Origin of the sequence: Pseudomonas sp. FP198, from assembly GCF_030687895.1 — a bacterium.
Lineage (GTDB): Bacteria > Pseudomonadota > Gammaproteobacteria > Pseudomonadales > Pseudomonadaceae > Aquipseudomonas.
Window position 1 is genome coordinate 4,700,538 of the sequence record NZ_CP117452.1, and the last position, 24,398, is coordinate 4,724,935.

Below are 24,398 nucleotides of genomic sequence, written 5' to 3' on the forward strand. Positions count from 1 at the left end.
GAGGTCCACCATGACTTTCAACACTACTCCTCGCCGTCTCGCTGCTCGCTCCTTCAAGGCCGTTGCCCTGGTCGCCAGCATGAGTGCCCTGTCCTTCTCAGCCTTCGCCGGTGACTCGGCCCTGTACGGCCCGGTCGCGCCAAAAGGTTCGAGCTTCGTGCGGATCTATAACGCCAGCAACGCCGAAGTCAGCGCCACCGTCGGCAGCACCAATATCAGCGACGTGGCCCCACTGGCCAGCAGCGACTTCAGCTTCATGCCTGGCGGCGACTACAGCGCCAAGGTGGGCAGCCAGACCGTACCGGTTAAACTGGCCTCCGATCACTATTACACCCTGGTCAACAACGCCAGCGGCCAGCCACAACTGATCGAAGAACCACCGTTCAAGAACAAGCAGAAATCCCTGGTCCGCGTGCAGAACCTCAGCGACAAGCCGCTGACCCTCAAGACCGCTGATGGCAAGACCGAAGTGGTTCCGAACGTAGCGGCCAAGGGCCGTGGCGAACGTGAAATCAACCCGGTGAAAGTGAGCCTGGCCCTGTACGAAGGCGACAAGAAAGTCGGCGACGTCAAGCCTGTTGCCCTGGAGCGTGGCGAAGCGGCCGTGCTGTACGTAACCGGCTCCGGCAGCAGCCTGTCGCCAGTCTGGGTGAAACGCCCGGTGTCGACCCGCTGATGAGTTTTCCTGGCTGACGCCCTGCCTGTGGGGGCCACCTGCTCCCACTTTGAAGGCGTCATTCAGGCACGGAACAACAACAAGAGAGTGAAACGACAGAACGCAGTAGCTCTGAAACCATTTCGATTTTGTAGGAGTAACACACATGATTCCGGTGATCTTGTCAGGTGGTAGCGGCTCACGTCTTTGGCCGCTTTCGCGCAAGCAATTCCCTAAACAGTTCCTGGCCCTGACCGGCGAACACACCCTGTTCCAGCAGACCCTCGAGCGCCTGGTGTTCGAAGGCATGGACACGCCGATCGTGGTCTGCAACAAGGACCACCGCTTCATCGTCAACGAGCAGCTGTCGGCCCGCAACCTGGAAGCCCAGCGCATCCTGATGGAACCGTTCGGTCGCAACACCGCACCGGCCGTGGCCCTGACTGCGATGATGCTGGTCAATGAAGGCCGCGACGAACTGATGCTGGTGCTGCCGGCCGACCACGTCGTCGAAGACCAGAAGGCCCTGCAACGCGCCCTGGCGCTGGCCACCGTGGCCGCCGAGCGTGGCGAAATGGTGCTGTTCGGCGTACCGGCGACCAAGCCGGAAACCGGTTATGGCTACATCAAGTCGACCAACGATGCCCTGCTGCCTGAAGGCGTCAGCCGCGTTTCGCACTTCGTCGAAAAACCCGACGTCAAGCGCGCCACCGAATTCGTCAATGCCGGCGGCTATTTCTGGAACAGCGGCATGTTCCTGTTCCGTGCCAGCCGTTTCCTCGAAGAGCTGAAAAAGCACGATCCGGACATCTACGACACCTGCCTGCTGACCCTGGAGCGCAGCGAGCAGACCGCCGACACCATCACTTTTGACGAAGCCACTTTCGCCTGCTGCCCGGACAACTCCATCGACTACGCCGTGATGGAAAAAACCCAACGCGCCTGCGTGGTGCCGCTGTCGGCCGGCTGGAGCGATGTCGGTTGCTGGGCGTCGCTGTGGGAAGTCAACCCGAAAGACACCAACGGCAACGTCACCAAGGGCGACGTCGTGGTCCAGGACAGCCGCAACTGCATGATCCACGGCAACGGCAAGCTGGTGTCGGTGATCGGCCTGGACAACATCGTCGTGGTCGAAACCAAGGACGCCATGATGATCGCCCACAAGGACAAGGTCCAAGGCGTGAAGCAGATGGTCAACACCCTGAATGCCCAGGGCCGCACCGAAACCCAGAACCACTGCGAAGTCTATCGTCCATGGGGTTCCTACGACTCGGTGGACATGGGCGGTCGTTTCCAGGTCAAGCACATCTCGGTCAAGCCGGGCGCGTGCCTGTCGCTGCAGATGCACCACCACCGCGCCGAACACTGGATCGTGGTCAGCGGCACCGCCGAAGTGACCTGCGACGAGAACGTGTTCCTGCTCACCGAAAACCAGTCGACCTACATCCCGATCGCGTCGGTCCACCGCCTGCGCAACCCGGGCAAGATCCCGCTGGAAATCATCGAAGTGCAGTCCGGTAGCTATCTGGGCGAAGACGACATCGAGCGCTTCGAAGACATCTACGGTCGCTCCACCCCGATCGAGCGCGGCGTGTCGGTGAAGACCATCGCGCAATAACGGCTAGTAGGAACAACCAGTAGCAAGAACCCGTAGCAACGATCAGTAGTAACGATCGGCAATAAAAGATCAGTCGTACAAGAAGCCCCCGTCCAGCCCACTGCGTCCCCTATCCGCAGCGGGTTGGGCGGGGGCTTTTTCCTGGGCGTTCGGTGACCCATCCAGGGGGAGCAATACCCATGGCCCGCCCCCTTCGGTAGGATGTGCCGACGGTCACGGAGGCTTCAATCATGTTTATCGGCGTCTTGCTGGTCATTACCTGGCTCATCCTGCTGCTGCGCTACCCGGCCAAGGCATTGCCGGTGTCCCTGGCGGCGTTTGTCGGGTTGGGGCTGGTGGCGGCATGGGTACTCTGGGAAGAGAACCGGGAAACCCGGCAACTGGCACGTCTGGACCTGCGCGTCACGTTCGCGCCTGACCAGTGCCCCGCCGATCGCCCACTGCTGCTGAAAATGCGCAATGGCAACGACGTACCCCTGACCGAACTGCGCTGGCGAATCGCAGCCTATGCCCCCGGCGATACCATCAACCTGGCGGACAACCAGTACAGCTCACCGCGCTACCGCGGCCCCGGCGAATTGCAACCCGGCGTGGACTGGCAGGATTGCCTGCCGATACCGCCACTGCGCCCCGGCTACCGCCCGCAAACCCTGGAGTTTCGTGCCGAGCGACTGCAAGGTAGTTTCTCCAACTGACCCGCCCATTTTTTGCACAAGGAAAGCGCCATGCCCGTTGCGTTGATCACCGGTTGTTCCAGCGGCATCGGCCGCGCCCTCGCCGACGCCTTCAAGGCCGCCGGTTACCAGGTCTGGGCCAGCGCCCGCAAGGATGACGACGTGGCGCAGTTGCGCGCCGCCGGGTTCACCGCCGTACAGCTGGATGTCAACGACGCTCAGGCACTTGAACAGTTGGGCGAGCGAATCAACCAGGAACATGGCGGCCTCGATGTGCTGGTCAACAACGCCGGTTATGGCGCCATGGGCCCATTGCTCGATGGCGGCGTGCCGGCCATGCAGCGTCAGTTCGAAACCAACGTGTTCGCCATCGTCGGCGTGACCCGCGCACTCTTTCCCGTGCTGCGCCGGGCGAAGGGGCTGGTGGTGAATATCGGCAGCGTTTCCGGTGTGCTGGTCACGCCATTTGCCGGGGCGTACTGCGCCTCCAAGGCTGCCGTGCATGCCTTGAGTGATGCGCTGCGCATGGAACTGGCGCCGTTCGGGATCCGCGTGATGGAGGTCCAGCCTGGTGCCATTGCCTCCAGCTTCGCGAAAAATGCCGGCCATGAAGCCGAGCAGTTGATCAGCGAACAATCGCCTTGGTGGCCCCTGCGCGACGGTATCCGCGCCCGCGCCAAGGCGTCCCAGGACAACCCGACTCCCACCGGCGAATTCGCCGCCGCGCTGCTCAAAGCCGTGCAACAACCCAAACCACCGCGCCTGCTGCGCCTGGGCAACGGCAGCCGGACCTTGCCGCTGATGGCCGGTGTGTTGCCCAAGGGGTTGCTGGAGAAAGGCTTGATGAAGCGGTTCGGGTTGGGTCGCTCGCTTTAAATCATCGGGCTCTGGCTTTTTGCTGTTGTGCCAAGAATCCTGGAGATAACCGGAAACATGTGGGAGCGAGCTTGCTCGCGATGACGGCGTGTCAGTCACCGTCCATGCGACTGAACCACCGCTATCGCGAGCAAGCTCGCTCCCACAGGGGACTGTGGGTGAACACAACACTCATGCCCGCCGAAGATCCAATGTGGGAGCGAGCCTGCTCGCGAATACGGTCTCACATTCACATTGATGTTGGCTGAGCCACCGCTTTCGCGAGCAGGCTCGCTCCCACAGGGGCTCAGCGCTTGTCGTGGAGTTCTACCACCACCGTACAGGTCATCCCCGCCGCCAGCAGCACGCCATCCGGCACTTCATCCAGATGAATACGTACCGGCACCCGCTGGGCCAGGCGCACCCAGTTGAACGTCGGGTTCACGTCGGCGATCAGTTCACGGCTCTCCGGGTTGTCGCGGTCGTAGATGCCCCGGGAGATACTTTCCACGTGCCCCTTGAGCCGTTCGCCACTCATCAACTGCAACTGCGCGGCATCGCCGACGTGCACCTTGGGCAACTTGGTCTCTTCGAAGAAGCCATAGACCCAGAACGAATTCATGTCCACCACGGCCATCTTCGCCTCGCCGATGCGCGCATAGTCGCCACGGTGCACATTGAGGTTGGTGACGTAGCCGTCCACCGCCGCACGGACCTCGGTGCGAGCCAGGTTCAGCTCGGCCGCCTCCAGCTGCGCCTGGGCGTGCTGGTAATCAGCCAGGGCCGAGTCGGCGATATTGCTGGCGTCGTCACGGTTTTCCCGGGAAATCACCAGGCTGTCCAGGTCGGCGCGCCGATGGGCATTGACCTTGCGCATTTCCCAGGTGGCCTTGCGTGACGCCACCAGCGAACGCGCCTGCTTGACCGCAATCCGGTAATGCTCGGGGTCGATGCGCATCAGCAAGTCACCCTTCTTGACCAACTGGTTGTCGCGCACCGGCACCTCGATCACTTCGCCGCTGACGTCGGCGGCGACATTGATGATGTCGGCCCGTACCCGGCCATCGCGGGTCCATGGGGTGTTCATGTAATGCACCCACAATGTCCGGCCGATCCACAGCGCAAGCGCCAGTACCAACAGCGTCGCCAGCAGGCTGAAAAATTTCTTCATCGCATCGATCTCAACGGTAGACCGTCAGCGCCAGCGCGCCGAACAGGCAAGTGAACAGGCTCAGGCGCAACAGCGCCGGATGCCAGAAAAAACGGTACAGATCCAGCCCCGAGAGGAAACGATCCAACGCCCAGGCGAGGCCGGCGGCGATGAAAAACAGCAGGGTCATGGTCGGCATGTATACGCCGTGGAAGGCGATCTCACGGAGCATGTTCAGGTTCCTGGGGCAGCGACGCGGCATAAGCCGCCAAGGGTGATTGCCGGTCCAGCAGCGAGGTGCGGATGAAGTGCAGGTAGCTCTTTACCCGGCGCAGGGCGGAAGTGTCGAAATGCGCGGCGAAAGGTTCGTCGGTAGCCTGGACCCGGCTGATGGCCTGGTCCACCGCGACCAGGGCACGCTCCAGGTTGTTCTGGCCGGGCTGGCGGAACAGCCGCACCAGCGCCCGCCCCATCACCCGGATTGCCTGGCGCCATGGCTGGCTTTCGGCATAGGCCGGATGCACCGGCAGCGTCGCCTGTTCCTTACGCAACTCGATGATCGCGTGGCCGACTTCCAGCACCACGAACATCCAGCGCAGCAAGTCCCATTGCACCCGGGGCTGCCCCGCCGCCAGCCCGTAGGCCTGGTGCAGCAGATCGCGGGTACGGCTCTCGAATCCCGACGCCAGGCCCTTGAGCTTGCCACTGATGGCGAACACCACTTGTTCGCGCAGGTCCTGTTCAAGCCGGCGCCACATCCAGCGGCTGTTGGGCGGCAGGATGATCGCCCCGGCAGCCGCACACACCAGCATGCCAAGGATCATCGCGAGGTAGTCGTTGATGAAGGCGTAGGGGTTGTAGACCGTCAGGTTGTCCGGCACCGAGCCGGTGCTGAAAAAAATCAGCAGGCCCAGCCCCACCCCGGCATATTGCGCACGTGAGCTGAGGAACGCGCCCAGCATTATCACCGGCGCCAACATCACGCAGAGCAAGGGGAAGCCGTCGATCAACGGGAAGATGAAGAACATCTCGACGAACCCGATCAACGCCCCGAACAACGTGCCGCAGGCCATCTGGAACGCCATGCGCTTGGGGTTCGGCGTGGCGGCCGACAAGCCCACGGTGGCGGCGGCGATCATCGTCATGGTCGCACCGCTCGGCCAGGCCGTGGCGACCCAATAGCTGCCCAGCACCACCAGGATGAAGGCGGCACGAAAACCCGCAGCCGCGGCGGCCAGGCCATTGGTCTGCGACACGAAGGGTTCGTCCCAGCGCTCACGTTCGTGGCGGTGATCGGCCAGTGACGCGTGGGTCTGGGCGTAGCCATGCAGGTCTTCGACGAAGCGATACAGCAACTCGTATGCAGTATGGAAATCCAGCTGCTGTGCCTCACTGGGATCCGTCTCTTGAAATTGTCCCCGCAACTGGCGCACCCGGGCTGGCAAGTCGGCCTTGTAGGCCGCCAGCGCCGCCGCCAGGCGCGTCGCATCGGCGTCGGTCAAGGCCCGCGCGCTGAAGCCGTCGAGCAATTCGGCGAGGGTTTGCAAGCCGGGTTTGATCGCGTCCACCACCGCATCCGCCGCGCCATTGCGCAAGCGTTCAAGCAACTGATGCAGGGCGTTGAAGCGCGTGGTAACGCCCATGAATTCGCTGTTCAGGCGACTGAGCCGACCATTGCGCCGACGCATGTGCGGGTCTTCGAACACGGTCACGCTGCGCAGGCTTTCCAGGCCCACCGCCTCGGCGATGAAAGCGACGTTGCGTGCCTCGAATGCCTCGGGCTGGCTGCGCCCGCGCAAGCCATCGGTGACGAACAGGGCGAACACGCCAAAGCGCTGGTAGAGCGCGTTGCGCATGGCCGCGCTCGCGGTTTGCGGCAGGATTGCAGCGCTGACCGCAGTGGCGCAGAGAATCCCCAGGGCAATCTCCAACACCCGCCACATCGCCGCCATGAAAGCCCCTTCCGGATGGGCCAGGGCCGGCAGGCCGATCATCGCCGCGGTGTACCCGGCCAGCACAAAACCGTAGGCGCGAAAGTTGCGATAACGCGCCGCGCCGGCCGAACAGATGCCGACCCAGATCGCCAGGCAGCCGAGGAATAATTCGGTGTTCTGGGCAAACAGGGCGATCAGCGCCACCATCACCGCCGAGCCGGCCAGGGTGCCGAGCAGGCGATAGAAACTCTTGGCAAAGACTTGGCCACTCTGGGGCTGCATGACGATGAACACGGTGATCATCGCCGTACGCGGTTGCGGCAACTCCAGGCGCATCGCCAGCCACAGGGTCAGGAACGCGGCGAGCAATACCTTGAAGATGTAGACCCAGGTCACCCCATCGCTGCGGGCCCAATCGAAAAAGCCACGGCGCCATTCGAGGCGATGAAACCGAAGTAAATACGTCACGGAAGGCCTACTCAGAATCGTGGCGAAGGAGCTTGCTCCCGCTTGGGTGCGCAGCACCCACCTGAAGGGACGGCGCGGCACCCATCTGAAGAACCTGGGGCTGCTTCGCAGCCCAGCGGGAGCAAGCTCCCTCGCCACGGGGCATCGCTTGCCACAGGCATGTCGCTGCCGGCCTCCAGTCCGCCGCCCAATGCGGTGACCAGGTCGGCATGGGCGCTCAACCGCGCGGCGTCTACCTGCTGTTGCACCTGTTGTTGCTTGAACAGCAGGCTCTGGGCGTTGAGTACGTTGAGGTAGTCGGTAAGCCCCCGCTGGAACGCCACCAGCGCGATGTCGTAGGTGCGCTGGGCGGCGGCCACCGATTCGGCGGCGAAGGCCTGTTGCTTGTCCATCGACTCACGGCGGATCAACTGGTCGGAAATGCTCCTGAGGGCACTCACCAGCGTCTGGTTGTAGTGCACCACGGCGATGTCATAACCCGCCGCAGCCTCGCCCAACTCGCCACGCAGGCGTTCGCCATCGAAGATCGGCAGCGAAATGGCCGGGCCGACGTTGTAGGTGAGCTTCTTGCCGGTCAGGAACTCCAGCGCCCCACCGCCAGTAGCCATGTAACCCAGGCTACCGACCAAGTCGACGTTGGGGTAAAAACCCGCGCGAGCCACCTCGACCCCATGGGCCTGGGCTGCTACTTGCCAGCGCGCGGCAACCACATCCGGGCGCTGGCCGAGCAGTTCGGCGGGCAATGCCGATGGCAGTTTCAACGGAGCCCCCAGCGCCAGAGTCGGCCGTTGCAGGCGCGCGCCGTCGCCCGGGCCCTTGCCGGCCAGCGCCGCCAATTGATTGCGGCTCAGGGCAATGGCTTCGTCGAGGGCATCGAGCTGACGGTGGGTTTCCGGCAATGGCGCCTGGGCCTGGCTGACTTCGAAATGGGTGCCGATGCCACCGTCCAGGCGCTTCTGCGCCAGTTCGAGGATCTGCTCTTGCTGATGGAGGGTCGCGGCGACGATGTCGCGCTGGGCGTAATGCAGCGAAAACCGGATGTAGGCGCGCACGATGTTGTCCTGCAATTCCAGCTGCGCCTGCCGCGCCTCGGCGACGCTGGCATGGGCCAGGTCGACGGCCCGCTCGCTGGCGCTGCGCTCGCGGCCCCACAGGTCCAGGGCGTAGCTCAAGCCCAGGGCGGCGTTGTTGTCCCACGTGGTGGTGTTGGCCAGTTCGCCAGGGCCATAGAACTGATCGGTGGGCCAGTTGTGGCGCTTGAGGGCCGACTCGCCATTGATCTGCAGCGACTCGGCGGCCTCGGCGACACCCGCCATGGCCTTGGCCTGGCGCACCCGAGCGACGGCCATGGCCAGGCTCGGGCTGTCTCGCACAGCCAGGTCGATCCAGCGATCCAGCTGCGGGTCACCATAGACTTTCCACCACTGACGGGTCGGCCAGTGAGCGTCGCGGGCGGCCTCGCGTATCGCCGTATCGGTCGCCAACTGGTTGGCCGACAAGAGCTCGCCTTGCGGCGCGATCCCTCCCATCCCGATACAGCCGCTGAGGGTCAGCGTCAAAACCCAAACACTGAGAGTCTTCAGCTCTCTGCTGATGCAACGCGGCACGGGGGCAATATTCCTGAGGTGGAGAGGCAAGAAGAGATAAAGAATTTCGCCCTGGAACACACCTGTGGGAGCGAGCCTGCTCGCGGAAGCGGCCGGCCAGACGCACCGAGGACAACTGTGGTGCCTGTTTCGCGAGCAGGCTCGCTCCCACAGGATCCAGGACTGGCGGCAATTCTAGGCATCGCCCCCAACGGCGATAAGCCGACCTTTCTGCGAATCTTTGTTACCGTTATCGTGATAATCCATTAGTCGGGGTCCCGCATCTCTGTAACTTCATGTCACAATTTGACACCTCCCAAGAGAGCCCTCCATGGACACTTTGCAAAACATGCGTGCGTTCAGCTGTGTTGCCGAAGCCGGCAGCTTCACCGCCGCCGCCGCGCAACTCGACACCACCACGGCCAACGTCTCGCGCGCGGTTTCCAACCTGGAAGCGCATCTGCAAACCCGTCTGCTCAACCGCACCACTCGCCGCATCGCCCTGACCGAAGCCGGCAAACGCTACCTGCTGCGGTGCGAGCAGATCCTGGCGTATGTCGAAGAGGCGGAAGCCGAGGCCAGCGATGCCCATGCGCGCCCGGCCGGGCAACTGAAAGTTCATACCATGACCGGCATCGGCCAGCATTTCGTCATCGATGCCATCGCCCGTTATCGCAAGACACACCCGGACGTGACCTTCGACCTGACCCTGGCCAACCGGGTGCCAGACATCCTCGACGAGGGCTACGACGTCTCGATCGTACTCGCCAGCGAGTTACCGGATTCCGGCTTCGTGTCCCAGCGCCTGGGCATCACCTACAGCATCGTCTGCGCGTCGCCCGCCTACGTGAAGGCCAGCGGCTGCCCGCAGAAGCCCAGCGATCTGCTGAACCACGCCTGCCTGCGCCTGGTCAGCCCGGTCATTCCGCTGGAGAAATGGGTGTTCGACGGCCCGGAAGGCCAGGAGATGGTCACCATCAACAGTTCACCGTTTCTGGTGAATTCCGCCGATGCGATGAAAACCGCGATCACCAGCGGCATGGGCGTGGGCGTGCTGCCGGTGTACGCCGCCATCGAAGGCTTGCGCAACGGCACGCTGGTGCGGGTCATGCCCAACTACCGTTCCCAGGAACTGAACCTCTACGCCATCTACCCTTCGCGCCAGTACCTGGATGCGAAGATCAAGACGTGGGTCGAATACCTGCGAGGCTCGTTGCCGGAAATCCTCGCGGCGCACCAGGCCGAACTGACGGCCTATGAATTGAGTGGAAGCTTGACGGGGACACGGGTCGCGAACTGAATCCGCGACCGCGCACCGAGGGGAAAAATCAGCGTTTGCCCATCGAACGGCGCGTGCCGGGAGGCGCGGCGCCGGGGGTCTTGGTATGGCCATTCTTCGCGCCATTCTTGTACCACGGTTGCTGGCCGGCACCTTTGACCGCCGCCAGTTCGCCTGGTTTGAACGGGAACTTGAAGGCTGGAATCGGCGCCTTGTCGTCGGCGGCGCTGGAAACATCGCTGTCGGTCTGGCCGGACGGCTCGCCGTTCGGGAGCTCGTCCGCAGGCGATGGTATCGGGGAAATCATGTAAGGCTCCGGGCGGTAGGCCGGGCTCGGTAAGTGAGCCGCGAAAGCCGGCAGTATAACCCGCTCCGCTGTCGTGATCGTCACACCAAAGGCAGACCCCGCATGTTTATTGCTACCCAAGGAGCAGCGCTGACTGCTCATACCATTCCCGGAAACGTCCTACACGGTCGCGTTGGTAGAATCAGCCCCCTCCAATCATCCGCCAAGGATCAATCGCATGCGCTCACTTTGCCGCGTCACTGCCGGACTCTTCCTGTCAGCGTTCACCAGCCTGTCTCTCGGTGCTCCCCTGACTCAGCTGAAAGCATATGAAGCGCCACCGGCATGGTTGACACCCATAGCGCCACTGCGCATCAGTGATAACGTCTGGCAGATCGGCACCGCCAGCCTCACATCCCTATTGGTAAGGACACCGGACGGTCTGGTGCTCATCGACGGAGGCATGCCGCAGCAATCGACTTTGACGCTGGATAACATCCGCCGATTGGGGATGAACCCGAGCGATGTTCGCTACATTTTCCACAGCCATGCCCATATCGATCACGCCGGACCATTGGCTGCCATTCGAGAAGCTACCGGGGCCACCCTGGTGAGCAATGCCGAATCGGCCGCGCTATTGCAACGTGGCGGCGCGGGCGACTTGCACTTCGGCGACCGTATGAATTACCGCCCTGCTCATGCTGATCGACTGGTTCAGGATGGCGAAACAATCGAACTCGGCGCGATGATTTTCACGGTGCACTTCACTCCTGGGCATACGCCCGGCAGCATGAGTTGGACCTGGTCCGATACCCGTGACGGCAAACCGCTTCGCATGGCATATGTGGACAGCCTGAGCGCTCCAGGCTACAAACTCGCCCAAAACCCGCGTTATCCGAAACTGGTGGAGGCGTTCCGCAGCAGCTTTGCCCGGGTTCGCGCCTTACCCTGCGACCTGCTCCTCACGCCTCATGCAGAAGGTAGTGGCTGGGACTATGGAAATGCAGCGGCCCCCCACCCAAAGCCCATGAGCTGTGCCGACTATGCGGATGACGCCGAGCGAAAGTTTGAGCAGAACCTGGCAGAACAATCAGCAACTTCATAACCAGCCCACATCCAAAAAGCTCCAAACTGTCACCCGTGTCAGCTGGAAGTCACTTTCCTGACCGAGTGACAGCGCTATAACGTAGGCTCACGCAATTGCACGCTCCAATCCAATCACATTGCCCTGGCGCCCTCCGGATGCAAATAAAAAAGAAAACCGCCTTGCTCGCCCTGTGCTTGATTTTCCTGGCGGCCCTAGGCCTCTGGTACGCGCTGAAACCCGCCGCCACGCGGGTCGTGTCGCCTACTGCCACTCCGGTGCGTGTGGTCAATGTGATAGAGCAGGATGTGCCGCGCTTCGCCAGTGGCATCGGCACGGTATTGTCGCTGCACAGCGTGGTGATCCGTCCGCAGATCGACGGCATCCTCACCAGGCTGTTGGTCAAGGAAGGGCAACTGGTCAAGAAGGGGGACCTGCTGGCGACCATCGATGATCGCTCGATCCGCGCCAGCCTCGACCAGGCCCGCGCCCAGCTCAGCGAGAGCCAGGCGCAACTGGCCGTGGCCCAGGTCAACCTCAAGCGCTACAAGCTGCTGAGCGTCGATGACGGCGTATCGAAGCAGACCTACGACCAGCAACAGGCGCTGGTCAACCAGCTCAAGGCCACTGCCCAGGGTAACCAGGCGGCCATCGATTCGGCGCAGGTGCAGCTGTCCTACACGCAGATCCGCTCGCCGGTGAGCGGTCGCGTCGGCATTCGCAACGTGGATGAAGGCAACTTCCTGCGCACCAGCGACACCGAGGGCCTGTTCACGGTGACCCAGATCGACCCGATCGCCGTGGAGTTCTCCTTGCCCCAGCAAATGCTGCCGACCCTGCAGCGATTGATCGCCGCCCCGGACCAGGCCTTGGTCAAGGCCTACATCGGGGCTGACGGCGTGACCGGGGAATTGCTCGGCGAGGGACGGCTCAGCCTCATCGACAACCAGATCAACACCAACACCGGAACCCTGCGGGCCAAGGCCGAATTCAATAACGCCGCGCAACGGCTGTGGCCGGGGCAACTGGTGACGCTGAAAATCCAGACCGCCATCGACAAGGGCGCCCTGGTGGTACCACCCACCGTGGTCCAACGCGGGCTGGAGCAACATTTCGTCTATCGGGTCAAGGGCGACAAGGTCGAAAGCGTGCCGGTGCAGATGGTTTACCAGGACAGCGACAGGCACATCATCAAAGGCGTGAACGCCGGCGATCAGCTGGTGAGTGACGGCCAGTCACGGCTCAAGCCCGGCGCCAGTGTCCAGGTGCTCAGCGATCCGCCCGCCCTCGCCAAGACCGGGCAGACGCAGCCATGAAGGGCCGCGGCTCGATATCGGCGTGGTGCATCGACCACCCCATCGCCACGGTGCTGCTGACGTTCGCCCTGGTGTTGCTGGGGTTGATCGCCTTTCCCCGCCTGCCCGTCGCGCCTCTGCCCGAGGCGGAATTCCCGACCATCCAGGTCAACGCCCAACTGCCCGGCGCCAGTCCCGAAACCATGGCATCGTCCGTGGCGACCCCGCTGGAGGTGCAGTTCAGCGCGATTCCCGGCATTACCCAGATGACCTCAAGCAGTGCGTTGGGCTCGACCAACCTGACCCTGCAATTCAGTCTCGACAAGAGCATCGACACCGCCGCCCAGGAAGTGCAGGCGGCGATCAACACCGCCGCCGGCAAGCTGCCCAATGACATGCCGAACCTGCCGACCTGGCGCAAGGTCAACCCGGCCGACAGCCCGGTGCTGATCCTCAGCATCAGCTCCGACCTGATGCCAGGCACCGAACTGAGTGATTACGTCGAGACGCTGCTCGCCCGCCAGATCAGCCAGATCGACGGCGTCGGACAGATCTATATCACCGGCCAGCAGCGGCCGGCGATCCGGGTCCAGGCCTCGGCCGACCGGCTTGCCGCCATCGGCCTGACCCTCGCCGATATCCGCCAGTCCCTGCAGCAGGCCAGCCTCAACCTGGCCAAGGGCGCGCTCTATGGCGAGTCGAGCATTTCCACCTTGTCCACCAACGACCAGTTGTTCAAGCCGGAGGAATACGGCGAGCTGATCGTTGCCTACCGGGACGGCGCACCGGTCCACCTCAAGGACATCGCCAAAGTCGTCAACGGTTCGGAAAACGCCTACGTGCAGGCCTGGTCCGACGATCAGCCCGGCGTCAACCTGGTGATCTTCCGCCAGCCGGGGGCGAACATCGTCGAGACGGTCGACCGCATCCAGGCGGCGCTGCCAACCCTGGAAGCCATGCTGCCGGCCGCCATACAGGTCAAGGTGATGATCGATCGCACCCAGACCATTCGCGCTTCGCTGCATGAAGTGGAAATCACCCTGCTGATCGCGGTGCTGCTGGTGGTGGCGGTGATGGCGCTGTTCCTGCGCCAGCTCTCGGCGACGCTGATTGTCTCGGCCGTGCTCGGGGTGTCGCTGACCGCCAGTTTCGCCCTGATGTATGTGATGGGTTTCAGCCTCAACAACCTGACCCTGGTGGCGATCGTCATCTCGGTGGGGTTCGTGGTGGACGACGCGATCGTGGTGGTGGAGAACATCCACCGGCACCTGGAAGCCGGCGATGGCATGCGCGAGGCGGCGATCAAGGGCGCCGGGGAAATCGGCTTCACGGTGGTGTCCATCAGTTTCTCGCTGGTGGCGGCGTTCATTCCGCTGCTGTTCATGGGCGGTGTGGTCGGGCGGCTGTTCAAGGAATTTGCCCTGACCGCCACTTCGACCATCCTGATTTCCGTCGTGGTGTCCCTGACCCTGGCGCCGACCCTGGCCGCCTTGTTCATGCGCGCCCCGAAGCACCACGCGCATGCCAGGCCGGGTTTCGGCGAGCGCCTGCTCGGCTGGTACGAACGCGGCCTGCGCCGGGCCCTGGCCCATCAGAAACTGATGATCGGCGTGTTCGGCCTGACCCTCGCCCTCGCGGTGGTGGGCTACGTGTTCATCCCCAAGGGCTTCTTTCCGGTCCAGGACACCGGCCTGGTGCTGGGCACCAGCGAAGCGGCCGCCGACATCTCGTTCCCGGACATGGTGGCCAAGCACAAGGCCCTGGCCGAAATCGTCGCCGCCGACCCGGCAGTGCAGACCTTCTCGCACTCCGTCGGCGTCTCGGGCAACAACCAGACCATCGCCAACGGCCGCTTCTGGATCGCCCTCAAGCCTCGGGGCGAACGCGATGTATCGGCCAGCGGCTTCATCGACCGGATCCGTCCCAAGTTGCTGAAGATTCCCGGCGTTGTGCTGTACCTGCGGGCCGGGCAGGACATCAACCTCAGCTCCGGCCCGAGCCGCGCCCAGTATCAATACGTGCTCAAGAGCAATGACGGGCCGACCCTCAACGCCTGGACGCAGAAACTCACCGACAAGCTGCGCAGCATTCCGGCATTTCGCGACATTTCCAACGACTTGCAACTGGGCGGCAGCATCACCCACATCAACATCGACCGCAGCGCGGCGGCACGTTTCGGCCTCACCGCCAGCGATGTCGACCAGGCGCTCTACGACGCTTTCGGCCAGCGGCAGATCAATGAATTCCAGACCGAGACCAACCAGTACAACGTCATCCTGGAACTCGACACCCAGCAACGCGGCAAGGCCGAAAGCCTGGCGTATTTCTATCTGCGCTCGCCGCTGAGCGGGGAAATGGTCCCGCTCTCCGCCCTCGCCCGCTTCGACGCACCAACCAACGGCCCGCTGTCGATTGCCCACGACGGCATGTTCCCGGCCGCCAACCTGTCGTTCAACCTTCCGCCGGGCGTGGCGCTGGGGGATGCGGTGCGCCTGCTCGACCAGGCCAAGAACGAGATCGGCATGCCCGCCGCCATCACCGGCAGCTTCCAGGGCGCGGCCCAGGCGTTCCAGAGTTCGCTGAAAAGCCAGCCGTGGCTGATCCTCGCCGCGTTGGTGGCGGTGTACATCATCCTCGGCGTGCTCTACGAGAGTTTCGTCCATCCGTTGACGATCATTTCCACGTTGCCCTCGGCCGGCCTCGGCGCGTTGATCATGCTCTGGCTGTTGGGCCAGGATTTCTCGATCATGGCGCTGATCGGCCTGGTGCTGCTGATCGGCATCGTCAAGAAGAACGGCATCCTGATGATCGACTTCGCCCTCGATGCCCAGCGCAACGGTGGGATGACGCCGCAGGAGGCGATCTTCCAGGCCTGCCTGACGAGGTTCCGTCCGATCATGATGACGACCCTGGCCGCCCTGCTCGGCGCCCTGCCGCTGATGCTCGGCTACGGCCCCGGAGCCGAATTGCGCCAGCCACTGGGCATCGCGGTGGTCGGTGGCCTGCTGGTGAGCCAGGCACTGACCTTGTTCACCACGCCGGTCATATACTTGTGGCTGGAGCGATTGTTCCATCGGCCCGCGCCTCGACCCGGTTCTGCGCCGACGGCGGCGCTGGCAAATGCAGACTGAGGCCGGGCCATGCGCGTTCTGATCATCGAAGACGAAGAAAAAACCGCCGACTACCTGCACCGCGGCCTGACCGAACAGGGTTACATCGTGGATGTGGCAGGGGATGGCGTCGAAGGGCTGCACCTGGCCCTGGAAAGCGATTACGCGGTGATCGTGCTCGACGTCATGCTGCCGGGCCTCGACGGCTTTGGCGTGCTGCGGGCCCTGCGCGCCCGCAAGCAGACGCCGGTCATCATGCTCACCGCCCGCGAACGGGTCGAAGATCGCATCAAGGGTCTTCGCGATGGTGCCGACGATTATCTGGGCAAGCCGTTCTCCTTCCTGGAGCTGGTGGCCCGCCTGCAAGCGCTGACTCGCCGCAGCAGCGGCCATGAACCGGTGCAGGTGAGCATCGCCGACCTGTGGATCGACCTGATCAGCCGCAAGGCCAGTCGCGCCGGGCAGCGCCTGGACCTGACCGCCAAGGAGTTTTCATTGCTCAGCGTGCTGGCTCGCCGCCAAGGCGAGATCCTTTCGAAAACCGCGATTGCCGAAATGGTCTGGGACATCAATTTCGACAGCGACGCCAACGTCGTCGAAGTGGCGATCAAACGCCTGCGGGCCAAGCTCGACGGGCCCTTCGAGCACAAACTGCTGCACACCATCCGAGGGATGGGTTATGTGTTGGAGAATCGCGGTGAGTAACAGCATCGCCCTGCGCCTGAGCGGCATGTTCACGCTGGTGGCGGCGCTGGTGTTCCTGTTGATTGGCGGCGGCTTGTACCAGCAGGTCGGAAAAGGCCTCGGCCTGTTGCCGGAGGCGGAGCTCGATGCCCGCTACAGCGTGCTGGAGTCTACCGTCGGCCGCTATGGCACGCCGGAGCACTGGGTCAAGATCAACAACAAGCTGCGCTTGCTCGGCGAAGAGGATAAACGCATCCACTTCTGGATCGTCAGCGATGACCCGCGCTTTGAATACGGTAACCCCGATGCACAGATCCGTGCCTTCGCCGCAGGTCCATTGGGCAAGCGTGACCTGAAGCTGGCGACGCAGCATTACCCGATGAAAGTGCTGGTGAGCCAGTTCCCGGCCAAGGACCAGCGACCGCCGCTACGGTTCATGATCGGTATCGACACCGAGACCTTCTACCAGACTCAGCATCGTTTGCTGGTCGCGCTGGTGAGCCTGGCGATCGTCGGTGTGCTGCTGGCCTCGTTGCTGGGCTACTGGGTGGCGCGCATCGGTCTCAAGCCACTCATCAAGTTGTCGGATGAAGCCCGGCGCCTGGCCCCGCCCCGGCTCACCGGGCGCTTGAAACTGTCGCCGCTGCCACCGGAACTCAACCAGTTCGTCAGTTCCTTCAACGCAACCCTGGACCGCGTCGAGCAGGCGTATTCAAGGCTGGAGTCATTCAACGCCGACGTTGCCCATGAACTGCGCTCGCCGCTGACCAACCTGATCGGCCAGACCCAGGTGGCGTTGACCCGTGGGCGCTCGGCAGAGCATTACTTCGAAGTGCTGCAATCGAACCTGGAAGAGCTGGAGCGACTGCGCTCGATCATCAACGACATGCTGTTCCTGGCCAGCGCCGACCAGGGCAGCAAGGCCACCAAGCTGACCACGACCTCCCTGGCCGATGAGGTAGCGACCACCCTCGATTACCTGGACTTCATCCTGGAAGACGCCCAGGTCCAGGTTCGCGTCAGCGGCGACGCCCAGGCCAGTATCGAGATCGCCCACCTGCGCCGGGCCTTGATCAATCTGCTGAGCAACGCCGTCCAGCACACCGCGCCCGGCCAGGTGATCGACGTGGACATCGAAGCCTCCGGCGACCAGGTCATCCTCGGCGTCACCAATCCCGGCGAGCCTATCGCCGGCGAACACCTGCCGCGCCTGTTCGAGCGCTTCTACCGGGTCGACGTCTCCCGCAGCAACAGCGGCGCCAACCACGGCCTGGGCCTGGCCATCGTCAAGGCGATTGCGCTGATGCACGGCGGCGATGTATTCGTGCGCAGCGACCGTGGCGCCAACACCTTCGGGATCCGCTTGCCGGCCTGAGGAGCAAGCCCGCCCCGACAAAATTCCTCTGGCATACGCCCACCCAAGGACAACACTGTGGGAGCGAGCCTGCTCGCGAAGGCGGCCGTCCATTCAACCTCGATTTCCTTGCAATAAGCCACGATGTGGATTGCTCAATTTCAGTGTCACAAGCACAATCTTGCAAAAGGCCAGCATTGTCTGATGCCAGTCATCCGCTGTTAAAGATGAGCAGCCTATGGGAAGGATCCCAGCCACATGACAATGCAGATCGGAATCATGAGCGCGAGCAGTGCAACACCCGGCAACATCCCGCTTTCGATACGTTCGGAACGGGTCCTCGTTTTGGCCAGCTCGCTGGTTGTCATTGCCATCGTAGGTATCGTGACGTTCCTGCTGATCCGTGAACACGCCAGCGCGCAGCAGGCAGCGACACGCGCGGCGAGCAACATTGTGCAGTTGATCGATGCCGACGTGCTGCGCAACGTCGAACTCTACGATCTTTCGCTGCAAGGCCTGATTGCCGCAGCGAAACGCCAGGATCTAAAGGACGTTTCGCCAACGATCCGTCAGCTCGCCCTGTTCGACCGCGCCACCGCAGCCCCTTATAAAGGCGACATATTGCTGCTCGACAAGCGCGGCGACGTGGTCGCCGATTCCGCTTCAGTCGAACCGCGCAAGGGCAATTACGCCGATCGGGAATATTTCCAGTCCCATCTGCAGGATTCGGGCCCGGGCATGAAGATCAGCCGCCCGTTCCGGGCCCGGAGCAGTCCGCACGATTGGCGTATCAGCTTCAGCTACCGCTTGAACGATGACCGCGGCGAGTTCATGGGCGTGGCCGAGGCCGCGATGCGCCTGGGCTACTTCAGCCAGCTCTTCAAGAGCTTGAACATCGGCCATGGCGGCACGGTGAACCTGGTCAGCCGCGACGGGATCCTGTTGGCTCAGGAGCCGCCTCTGGCCGAGGACATGGTCGGCAAGGATTTCAGCAGCCGACCGAACTTCGTGCGGATCCTGCGCGAAGGCGATGGCAGTTTCACCAGCGTGTCCAGCGTGGATCAGAAGCAGCGGCTGTACACCTTTTCCCAGGTAGGTAATCTGCCGCTGATCGTCGTGGTCGCGCTCTCTTCCCAAGAGGTTTTCGCGTCATGGCAACGCACGGCGGTGCTGGTCAGTGGCGCCACGGGCGCGCTGTGCTTCAGCTTGCTCTGGCTCACCTGGCTGCTGCGTCGGGAATTGAGACGCCGGCACACCGCTGAACGGGAACTGGCCCTGCTGGCATCCGTCGACCCGCTGACAGGCCTGGCCAACCGGCGGACGCTGGACCAGACGCTGCAACTGGAGTGGCTGCGCGCCCAGCGCTCCGGTCAACCGTTATCGATCCTGATGATCGATGCCGACCACTTCAAGGCGCTCAATGATCGCCTGGGCCACCAACGCGGTGACGAGGCGTTACGGACCCTGGCGCAACTGATCGGCGAGTACGTGCGCCGACCGGCCGACCTGGCGGCGCGTTATGGCGGCGAGGAGTTCTCGGTGGTGCTGCCGGAGACGACGACCGCAGGAGCGTTCACCATGGCGCAAAACATTCGCGAAGCCGTTGAGCAGCTGCCCGGCGAATTGACCATGACCGTCAGCATCGGCATCGCCACCTGGGCCCAAGGGCCCTATGACGAACTCGATCAATTGTTGCTCGCCGCTGACAAGGCGCTTTACCAGGCCAAGGCCAGTGGACGTAATCGGGTGGTTTGCGCGATGTAAGGCAGCCGTAAACTTGTGACATGGAGTTCTCTGTGGAGCGGGGATAAATCCCCTCTCCACAAAAGCTCTCGCCACATCCCAAACACCCGCCATAAAAAAAGGCCACCCGAAGGCAGCCCTTAAAAAACTAGAGAGGTTTTTTGCTTACACGGCCGCTACAGGGCGCATGTAAGAGATTGGTGCGGTGCTGGCGTCTTCGAACGTCACGACTTCCCAAGCATCTTTCTGCTCAATCAACTTGCGCAGCAGCTGGTTGTTCAGTGCGTGGCCGGACTTGAAGCCCTTGAACTCACCAATCAGGCTGTTGCCCAGCAGGTAGAGGTCGCCGATTGCATCGAGGATCTTGTGTTTGACGAATTCGTCTTCATAACGAAGGCCGTCTTCGTTCAACACGCCATCGGAATCGACCACGATCGCGTTTTCCACACTGCCACCGAGTGCGAGGTTGTGCTTGCGCAGGTACTCGATATCACTCATGAAACCAAAGGTACGGGCGCGGCTGACTTCTTTGACGAACGAAGTGCTGGAAAAATCCACGCTTGCACTCTGGGTGCGGTCACGGAAAACCGGGTGATCGAAATCGATCTCGAAGCTCACCTTGAAACCTTCGAAAGGGACAAAAGTGGCGCGCTTGTCGCCGTCTTCCACTGTCACTTCCCGCAGGATGCGGATGAACTTCTTGGCCGCGTCCTGCTCTTCCAGGCCAGCCGATTGAATCAGGAATACGAAAGGTCCGGCGCTGCCATCCATGATCGGGACTTCGGACGCGGAGAGCTCGACGTAGGCGTTATCGATGCCCAGGCCAGCCATGGCCGAGAGCAAATGCTCCACCGTGTCCACTTTGGTGTCACCGTTGACCAGCGTGGTCGACATAGTGGTTTCACCAACGTTTTCCGCGCGAGCAGGAATCTGCACCACAGGGTCGAGGTCGGCACGACAAAACACAATGCCGGTGTCGACAGGCGCGGGCTTGAGGGTCAGATAGACCTTCTCGCCGGAGTGCAGGCCGACACCTGTGGCACGGATAATATTCTTCAGGGTGCGTTGTTTAATCATGGCATGGGCCGCTTCAGCGCAAATTGCGAACTGGTATCAACAAAGGCTGGCGATGATAGCAGACCAGACCTTTGCTGAACACCAATCACCCGTATACCCCTGATACATTCCATCAATCGGCCTGACGACGCAGGAATGCCGGGATGTCCAGGTAATCCAGATCGTCTTGCGGATTCATCTTCGCGGCAGTCGCAGCACCGGCCTGGGCCTGGTTGCGCATGACGGTCGGACGGTCCAGGTCACGGTAGTTCACCGCGGGAGCTTCCTGACGAGCGGCAGCTTGCTGCTGTGGCTGCGAAGCCATGGCGGTCTGCACGGTGTTGTCGATCACCTTCATCGGTTTCTCGATTTTCGCGCCCAGGCCAGTGGCAACCACGGTCACGTGCAGTTCGTCACGCATGTCCGGATCGATCACGGTGCCGACCTTGACCATCGCGTGGTCGGAAGCGAACGCCTCGATGATGCTACCCACGTCGGAGTACTCGCCCAGGGACAAGTCCGGACCGGCGGTGATGTTCACCAGGATGCCGCGGGCGCCCTGCAGGTTCACATCTTCGAGCAGCGGGTTGCGGATGGCCGCTTCGGTGGCTTCGCGTGCACGGTTCGGACCGCTGGCGCAGCCGGTGCCCATCATCGCCATGCCCATTTCGGACATCACGGTGCGTACGTCGGCAAAGTCGACGTTGATCATGCCCGGACGCTTGATGATGTCGGAGATACCGCGAACGGCACCGGCCAGTACGTCATCGGCCTTGGCGAAAGCCGACAGGAGGCTGGCGTCCTTACCGAGGATGGTCAGCAGCTTCTCGTTGGGGATGGTGATCAACGAATCGACGCTTTCGCTCAGCGCGCGGATGCCTTCATCGGCGATCTGCATGCGCTTGCGGCCTTCGAACGGGAACGGACGGGTCACCACCGCAACGGTGAGGATGCCCATTTCCTTGGCCACTTCGGCAATGATCGGCGCTGCACCGGTACCGGTACCGCCGCCCATGCCAGTGGTGATGAACACCATGTTGGTGCCAGCCAGGACTTCAGCGATGCGCTCGCGATCTTCCAGGGCAGCCTGACGGCCAACCTCGGGATTCGCGCCGGCACCCAGGCCTTTGGTCACGCCGGTACCGAGTTGGAGGATGGTCCGCGCGCCGATGTTTTTCAGCGCCTGAGCATCGGTGTTGGCGCAGATGAACTCAACGCCTTCGATGTTGCTCTTGACCATGTGGTTGACAGCGTTGCCGCCGCCACCGCCGACACCGATTACCTTGATAACCGGGCTGGCGGGGATGTTGTCTACGAGTTCGAACATTTTCCCTCTCCTTTCATTCTCTAGTTTTTTCGCCTACTGCGTTTGTTGCCGTCTTGCAACGCCGGGCCTGAAACCCGACGCCTGAATCTGAAATCGTTTAGAAATTGCCCTTCACCCAAGCCTGGAGCCGCTCGAACAGCGGTGCCTTGGGCTCTTCGCTGCTGTAGCTGTCACGGCTGCCGATGCCCGAGAACGAGATCCCGTCGGACTGCTTTTGCAGGCCGTACATCAACAGGCCCACGCCAGTCGAATAGATCGGGTTGCGCACCACGTCATCCAGGCCCTTGACGCCATGGGGCACGCCCAGGCGCACCGGCATGTGGAAAATCTCTTCGGCCAGCTCGACCGCGCCTTCCATCTTCGACGTACCGCCGGTCAGCACGATGCCGGCCGGGATCAGGTCTTCGTAGCCGCTGCGGCGCAGTTCGGCCTGGATCAGCGTGAACAGTTCGTCGTAGCGCGGCTCGACCACTTCGGCCAGGGCCTGGCGCGACAGTTCGCGCGGTGGCCGGTCGCCGACGCTCGGCACCTTGATGGTTTCACCGGCACCGGCCAGCTTGGCCAGGGCGCAGGCGTAACGGATCTTGATTTCCTCGGCGTACTGGGTCGGGGTGCGCAGCGCCATGGCGATGTCGTTGGTCACCTGGTCGCCGGCAATCGGGATCACTGCCGTGTGGCGGATGGCGCCTTCGGTGAAGATCGCGATGTCGGTGGTGCCGCCGCCGATGTCGACCAGGCACACGCCGAGTTCTTTCTCGTCGTCGGTCAGCACCGAGTAGGCCGAAGCCAGTTGCTCGAGGATGATGTCGTCGATTTCCAGGCCGCAACGGCGTACGCATTTCTCGATGTTCTGCGCGGCGTTCACGGCGCAGGTGACCACGTGGACCTTGGCTTCCAGGCGTACCCCGGACATACCCAGGGGCTCGCGTACGCCTTCCTGGTTATCGATCACGTAATCCTGCGGCAGGGTGTGCAGCACCCGCTGGTCGGCCGGAATCGCCACGGCCTGGGCCGCGTCGAGTACGCGCTCAAGGTCGGCGGAGCTGACTTCACGGTCCCGAATCGCCACGATGCCGTGGGAGTTCAGGCTGCGGATGTGATTGCCCGCGACACCGACGAACGCCGAGTGGATCCGGCAACCGGCCATCAGCTGCGCTTCTTCGATGGCGCGCTGGATCGATTGCACGGTGGACTCGATGTTCACCACCACGCCTTTCTTCAAGCCACGGGACGGGTGTGTACCGATCCCGACGATGACCAGCGTGCCGTCGTCCGCGACCTCGCCTACCAGCGCTACCACCTTGGAAGTGCCGATATCCAGACCGACGATCATTTTTCCGCTTTGCACGTTTGCCATGGGTCCTGCCTCTTCTTAATTCTTCGCGACGGCGGGTTCGGCCGTCGTCGGCGCTACAGGTTCCCGCCAGCCAACAGCGAGGCCGTTGGCGTAGCGCAGATCGATGCGCGCAATGTTCGTAATCTGTTCTTTGAGCGTCTTGTCATAGATGGCAATGAAGCGGCGCATCTTTTCCACCAGGTTGCCGCGCCCGAGCAACAGCTCGATGCCCGGTCCCGAGCTGCCCGCGCCAGTGGTCAGGAACCAGCTGCCGCGCTCACGCAATTCCAGGCGCGCGATGGAGAAGCCCATTGGCCGCAACATCTGACTCAACACCTGGTATTGCTGCATCACTTGCTGCTGGGCCCGCTGTGGACCGAACAGTTGTGGCAAATGTTCATAATTGGCCAGCTCCCGTGGCGTAAACGCCTGGCCCTGGTTGTTCAACAGCGACTCGTCGCCCCAACGGGCCACCGGCAACTGCTCTTCCAGACGAATCGACACCTGGTCCGGCCATACCCGCCGCACTTCGGCGTGGGCGATCCAGGGCATCTGCTCCAGCTCGGTGCGCATCCCCGCCAGGTCGATGGTGAAGAAGCTCGACGCGACGAACGGAGCGATCCGCTGCTGCACCGCCTGCTGGCTGATGTAGCTCAGGTCACCCTGGACGTTGATCCGGGCGATCGGCCGATCGGCATAAGGCAGCAGCCGTTGCGCGCCTTCATACGTGCCGAACCCCAATACCACCAGCATCACCGGCCAGAACAAACTCTTGAGAAAGCCGAAATTGGCTTTCGGCAAGCGCGCCGACATCGGCTCTTTGGCCACCATTCGGCTGGCACCCCGCGGCACCGGCTTGCGACCGGGTGCGGATGGCTGATGACGAAGCGATGCACCTTGCATG

Annotated in this window: 20 protein-coding genes; 11 read left to right on the plus strand and 9 right to left on the minus strand. The window is 62.7% G+C overall.

Annotation, left to right across the window (positions count from 1 at the left end):
* The first annotated feature begins 10 nt into the window (after positions 1–10).
* The 4 genes from PSH78_RS21385 (at position 11) to PSH78_RS21400 (ending at position 3,823) form a co-directional block, all read left to right on the plus strand.
* Entirely contained in the window at positions 11–676 is a 666-nt protein-coding gene (locus PSH78_RS21385) for an alginate O-acetyltransferase AlgF (RefSeq protein WP_305496612.1), read from the plus strand.
* Positions 677–821: 145 nt separating this feature from the next.
* On the plus strand, positions 822–2,273 hold the full coding sequence (locus PSH78_RS21390) for a mannose-1-phosphate guanylyltransferase/mannose-6-phosphate isomerase (protein ID WP_305496614.1): 1,452 nt from the start codon (positions 822–824) through the stop codon (positions 2,271–2,273).
* A 230-nt stretch (positions 2,274–2,503) separates the two neighbouring features.
* Entirely contained in the window at positions 2,504–2,968 is a 465-nt protein-coding gene (locus PSH78_RS21395) for a multidrug transporter (protein ID WP_305496615.1), read from the plus strand.
* A gap of 30 nt (positions 2,969–2,998) precedes the next feature.
* Positions 2,999–3,823: an SDR family oxidoreductase gene (locus PSH78_RS21400; RefSeq protein WP_305496616.1), complete on the plus strand. Its 825-nt coding sequence runs from the start codon at positions 2,999–3,001 to the stop codon at positions 3,821–3,823.
* 286 nt (positions 3,824–4,109) lie between these two features.
* Here the strand turns inward: PSH78_RS21400 and PSH78_RS21405 are convergent, their stop codons facing one another.
* From PSH78_RS21405 to PSH78_RS21420, 4 genes are all read right to left on the minus strand, one after another.
* Positions 4,110–4,973 (minus strand): HlyD family secretion protein, encoded by an 864-nt coding sequence (locus tag PSH78_RS21405; protein ID WP_305496617.1) that lies wholly within the window; start codon positions 4,971–4,973, stop codon positions 4,110–4,112.
* A 10-nt stretch (positions 4,974–4,983) separates the two neighbouring features.
* The gene (locus PSH78_RS21410) at positions 4,984–5,184 is read right to left on the minus strand and encodes a DUF1656 domain-containing protein (RefSeq protein ID WP_305496618.1); all 201 of its coding nucleotides are present in this window, start codon (positions 5,182–5,184) and stop codon (positions 4,984–4,986) included.
* Complete coding sequence (locus PSH78_RS21415) at positions 5,174–7,222, minus strand: FUSC family protein (protein WP_305501348.1); 2,049 nt, start codon at positions 7,220–7,222, stop codon at positions 5,174–5,176. The genes PSH78_RS21410 and PSH78_RS21415 overlap by 11 nt, the downstream gene beginning before the upstream one ends.
* A gap of 143 nt (positions 7,223–7,365) precedes the next feature.
* Positions 7,366–8,961, minus strand: coding sequence for an efflux transporter outer membrane subunit (locus tag PSH78_RS21420; protein ID WP_305496619.1), 1,596 nt, complete (start codon positions 8,959–8,961; stop codon positions 7,366–7,368).
* A gap of 310 nt (positions 8,962–9,271) precedes the next feature.
* Between PSH78_RS21420 and PSH78_RS21425 the strand changes: the two genes are divergently transcribed.
* Positions 9,272–10,240 carry a LysR family transcriptional regulator gene (locus PSH78_RS21425; protein WP_305496620.1) on the plus strand — a complete coding sequence of 323 codons (969 nt, stop codon included), beginning with the start codon at positions 9,272–9,274 and terminating at the stop codon, positions 10,238–10,240.
* A gap of 28 nt (positions 10,241–10,268) precedes the next feature.
* Here PSH78_RS21425 and PSH78_RS21430 read toward each other — a convergent pair whose 3' ends face one another.
* Positions 10,269–10,526, minus strand: a complete 258-nt coding sequence (locus PSH78_RS21430) for a hypothetical protein (protein WP_305496622.1) — start codon at positions 10,524–10,526, stop codon at positions 10,269–10,271.
* Between the two features lie 217 nt (positions 10,527–10,743).
* Here PSH78_RS21430 and bla point away from each other — a divergent pair, with 217 nt between their 5' ends.
* From bla to PSH78_RS21460, 6 genes are all read left to right on the plus strand, one after another.
* Positions 10,744–11,610: a subclass B3 metallo-beta-lactamase gene (bla, locus tag PSH78_RS21435; RefSeq protein WP_305496624.1), complete on the plus strand. Its 867-nt coding sequence runs from the start codon at positions 10,744–10,746 to the stop codon at positions 11,608–11,610.
* A gap of 137 nt (positions 11,611–11,747) precedes the next feature.
* Positions 11,748–12,905: an efflux RND transporter periplasmic adaptor subunit gene (locus PSH78_RS21440; protein ID WP_305496626.1), complete on the plus strand. Its 1,158-nt coding sequence runs from the start codon at positions 11,748–11,750 to the stop codon at positions 12,903–12,905.
* A complete protein-coding gene (locus PSH78_RS21445) occupies positions 12,902–16,015 on the plus strand; it encodes a multidrug efflux RND transporter permease subunit (protein WP_305496629.1) in 3,114 nt (1,037 codons plus the stop codon). The genes PSH78_RS21440 and PSH78_RS21445 overlap by 4 nt, the downstream gene beginning before the upstream one ends.
* Before the next feature lie 9 nt (positions 16,016–16,024).
* Positions 16,025–16,699 (plus strand): heavy metal response regulator transcription factor, encoded by a 675-nt coding sequence (locus tag PSH78_RS21450; RefSeq protein WP_305496630.1) that lies wholly within the window; start codon positions 16,025–16,027, stop codon positions 16,697–16,699.
* Entirely contained in the window at positions 16,674–18,053 is a 1,380-nt protein-coding gene (locus PSH78_RS21455; protein WP_305496632.1) for a heavy metal sensor histidine kinase, read from the plus strand. The genes PSH78_RS21450 and PSH78_RS21455 overlap by 26 nt, the downstream gene beginning before the upstream one ends.
* 258 nt (positions 18,054–18,311) lie before the next feature.
* Entirely contained in the window at positions 18,312–19,796 is a 1,485-nt protein-coding gene (locus PSH78_RS21460; protein ID WP_305501349.1) for a sensor domain-containing diguanylate cyclase, read from the plus strand.
* Between the two features lie 144 nt (positions 19,797–19,940).
* Here PSH78_RS21460 and lpxC read toward each other — a convergent pair whose 3' ends face one another.
* The 4 genes from lpxC to PSH78_RS21480 all read right to left on the minus strand — a co-directional run bounded on the left by lpxC (position 19,941) and on the right by PSH78_RS21480 (position 24,397).
* The gene (gene lpxC, locus PSH78_RS21465) at positions 19,941–20,852 is read right to left on the minus strand and encodes a UDP-3-O-acyl-N-acetylglucosamine deacetylase (RefSeq protein ID WP_030139673.1); all 912 of its coding nucleotides are present in this window, start codon (positions 20,850–20,852) and stop codon (positions 19,941–19,943) included.
* 112 nt (positions 20,853–20,964) lie between these two features.
* Complete coding sequence (gene ftsZ / locus PSH78_RS21470; RefSeq protein ID WP_305496634.1) at positions 20,965–22,158, minus strand: cell division protein FtsZ; 1,194 nt, start codon at positions 22,156–22,158, stop codon at positions 20,965–20,967.
* 97 nt (positions 22,159–22,255) lie between these two features.
* Positions 22,256–23,515, minus strand: coding sequence for a cell division protein FtsA (gene ftsA, locus PSH78_RS21475; protein ID WP_058542749.1), 1,260 nt, complete (start codon positions 23,513–23,515; stop codon positions 22,256–22,258).
* Positions 23,516–23,530: 15 nt separating this feature from the next.
* Complete coding sequence (locus tag PSH78_RS21480; protein ID WP_305496636.1) at positions 23,531–24,397, minus strand: cell division protein FtsQ/DivIB; 867 nt, start codon at positions 24,395–24,397, stop codon at positions 23,531–23,533.
* Position 24,398: the final 1 nt, after the last annotated feature.